This is a genomic window from Streptomyces sp. NPDC088354, assembly GCF_044753585.1.
Classification (GTDB): domain Bacteria; phylum Actinomycetota; class Actinomycetes; order Streptomycetales; family Streptomycetaceae; genus Actinacidiphila.
On the sequence record NZ_JBIVNJ010000157.1, the window covers coordinates 1 to 1,702 of the forward strand.

The window sequence follows — 1,702 nt, forward strand, 5'->3', positions numbered from 1 at the left end:
CGGCATGAGCACCGAGCGCACCATCACGGTGGGCCGCCGCTGATCCCCGGCCCGGGGGGGCCGGGGCCCCCCCCCCGCCCGCGGGGCCCCCCCCCCCCCCCCCCCCCCCCCCCCCCCCGGCGGCCCCCCCCCCCCCCCCCCCCCCCCCCCCCCCCGCCACCGTTCCCGGGGTCCTGCCGTGCGGGGCGCCGGTGACCGGCGCCCCGCACGCTCAAGGGGTCAGCTCAGCGTCCACTTCTGGTTCGCGCCCCCGGTGCACGTCCACAGCTGGAGCCGGGTGCCGTTGGCGGAGTTGTTGCCCGTGACGTCCAGGCACTTGTTCGCCTGCGGGTTGACGATGTCGTGGGCGGCGGACAGGGTCCACTTCTGGTTGGTGCTGCCGGCGCAGTCCCACAGCTGGAGCTGGGAGCCGTCCGCGGTGCCGAAGTCCTTCACGTCCAGGCACTTGCCGAGGGCGCGCAGGGTGCCGTCCGCGGCGGCCGTCCACTGCTGGGCGGCCGAGCCGTTGCAGTCGTAGAGCTGGACGGGGGTGCCGTTGGCCGGGTTGGCGCCGGCGACGTCGACGCATTTGCCGGCCAGGCCGGTGATGCGCCCGGTGCCGCCCCCGCCCGAGGTGTCCGAGGTGGTGACGCGCACGTAGTCGACGACGAGCTGCTGCGGGAAGGACGTGCTGCCGTCCGGGTCGCCCGGCCAGTAGCCGCCCACCGCGAGGTTGAGGATGACGAAGAACGGCTTGTTGAACACCCACTGCCGGCCGCCCAGGTCGGCGGGGGTCCTGCGCTGGTAGACGGTGCCGTCGACCGACCAGCTGATCGCGTCGGGGCTCCAGTCGATGGCGAAGGTGTGGAAGGCGTCGGCGAAGGCCTGGCCGCCCGGGAGCGTGTAGCCGGCGCCGATGCCACCGGACCCGGAGTAGCCGGGACCGTGGAGTGTGCCGTGCACCGAGCCGGGCTCGAAGCCGACGTTCTCCATGATGTCGATCTCGCCGCTGGCGGGCCATCCGACGTCGCCGATGTTGTCGCCCAGCATCCAGAACGCGGGCCACATGCCCTGGCCGCGGGGGAGCTTCATCCGGGTCTCGACATGCCCGTACGTGGTGGTGAAGCGGCCGGAGGTGTTGAGCCGGGCCGAGGTGTACTGGCAACTGCCGTACCAGCACTGGTACCCGGCGGGGTTCTCCTTGCGCGCGGTGATGACGAGGTGGCCCTGGCCGTCGAGGGCGGCGTTGCGGTTGCCTGCGGTGTAGTACTGCCGCTCGTGGTTGTTGACGTTGTCGCCGGTCTCGGTCTGCCACTTGCCGCCGTCGACGCCGCTTCCCGCGGGGCCGTCGAACTCGTCGGCGAAGGTGGTGACGGCCGCCGCGGCGGCCGGGGCCGTCGCCGGGGCGCCGCTCGCCGGGCCCGTGGTGGTGAGGGCGGCGAGGGCGAGGAGGCCGGTGATGCCGGCGGCGAGCAGACCGCGGACGCGCGGGCGTCGGCGCGGGCGTGGGGGGAGTGCGTTCACGGGCGCTGCCTTTCATGGGGAAGTCATGCACCTGTCATGTGAACGGGACGGGCCGGGCCGGTCGGTCATGGGGGAGGCCTGAGGTCCATCCGCCTTTGTTCAAGGCTTAGACCGACCGGCAATAGGTGGCCGCTGTGCGTCTGGGAGATGGTCTGGATGCGGCACGGGCACGGGCCTGCGTGATCATGGAGTTCTCTAC

The 1,702-nt window shown here is 73.2% G+C and carries 1 protein-coding gene; it reads right to left on the reverse strand.

Annotated elements, in window-relative coordinates:
• Positions 1–219: 219 nt before the first annotated feature.
• Positions 220–1,455 (reverse strand): ricin-type beta-trefoil lectin domain protein, encoded by a 1,236-nt coding sequence (locus tag ACIP98_RS42440; protein ID WP_319660748.1) that lies wholly within the window; start codon positions 1,453–1,455, stop codon positions 220–222.
• Positions 1,456–1,702 lie beyond the last annotated feature (247 nt).